Annotated in this window: 1 protein-coding gene and 1 pseudogene; both read right to left on the reverse strand. The window is 74.5% G+C overall.

Going from position 1 to position 1,125, the window contains the following annotated elements:
- Positions 1 to 929, reverse strand: a 929-nt coding sequence (locus ADL29_RS05630; protein ID WP_157878397.1) for a serine/threonine-protein kinase, incomplete at its 3' end; no start/stop codon positions are given.
- Positions 926 to 1,125: pseudogene (locus ADL29_RS05635) on the reverse strand (hypothetical protein); the annotation flags it as partial. The gene ADL29_RS05630 and the pseudogene ADL29_RS05635, both read right to left, overlap by 4 nt.

Consider the following 1,125-nt stretch of genomic DNA (forward strand, 5'->3'; position numbering starts at 1 on the left):
GGCCAGGGGGCGTGGGGCCGGCGGAAGGGGCGGGTGGGGTCCATCGGGGCGAGCGGGGCGGGCGGTTGGCCTGCCGCGTGGGGGCCGGACTCGGAGGCCGGGAGGAGGGGGGCCAGGGCCTGGTAGACCTCCTGGGCGTCGGCGGGGCGGTCCGCCGGGTCCTTGCGCAGCAGGCGGAGGACGAGTTCCTCGAGGGGTTCGGGGACGTCGGGGCGGAGGCGGCGTACCGGGACCGGGTCCTCGTACAGATGGCGGTGGAGGACGCCGAGGGCCGTGGAGCCGGCGAAGGGGACCTCGCCGCTGAGGAGTTCGTGGAGCAGGATCCCCAGGGCGTAGAGGTCGGTGTGCGGGCCGACGGCGCCGCCCATGGCCTGTTCGGGGGCCATGTAGGCGGGGCTGCCGATGGGGGATCCGGTGTGGGTGAGGCGGGTGGTGTCGGTGTCGAGGGCGGAGGCGATGCCCAGGTCGAGGACCACCAGGGTGCCGTCGGGGCGGACCATGACGTTGCGGGGCTTGAGGTCGCGGTGGACGATCGGCACCGCGTGGACGGAGGCCAGTACGGCGCAGAGCTGGGCGGCGGCGCTGACGGCCCATTGCCACGGGTAGGGGTCGTGCTCGGCGAGGTGGTCGGAGAGGTCGGCGCCCTCGACGTACTGCATGACGAGGAAGAGGTCCTCGTCGTCGCTGCCGGCGTCGTGGACGGTGACCAGTCCCGGGTGGTCGACCTGCGCGGTGACCCGGCATTCGCGGACGAAGCGGCGGCGCATCTCCTCGCCGTCGGGAGTGCCCGCCACCCGGTCGGGGCGCAGCAGTTTGACGCCGACCCGGCGGTCCAGGCGACGGTCGTAGCCGATCCAGACCTGGCCCATGCCGCCCTGGCCGAGCAGGACGGAGAGTTCGTAGCGTCCGGCGATGACGCGGCCGTTCACCGTTTTTCCTCCTGGCGGAGGTAGTCGCTGAGTTCGTCGAGTTCGGCCCGGACCCGGTCGATGCGCTGGGGCTGCGGGCGGGCCTGGGCGTACGGGTTCGGGCCCGGGTAGGGGCGGGTGCCGGGTGCGTACGGGCGGGGATCCTGGGCGTACGGCGAGGGCGGGGCGGGCGGCTGCGGGGGGACGTGGGGATGCG

Source organism: Streptomyces chattanoogensis (assembly GCF_001294335.1).
Classification (GTDB): Bacteria; Actinomycetota; Actinomycetes; order Streptomycetales; family Streptomycetaceae; genus Streptomyces; species Streptomyces chattanoogensis.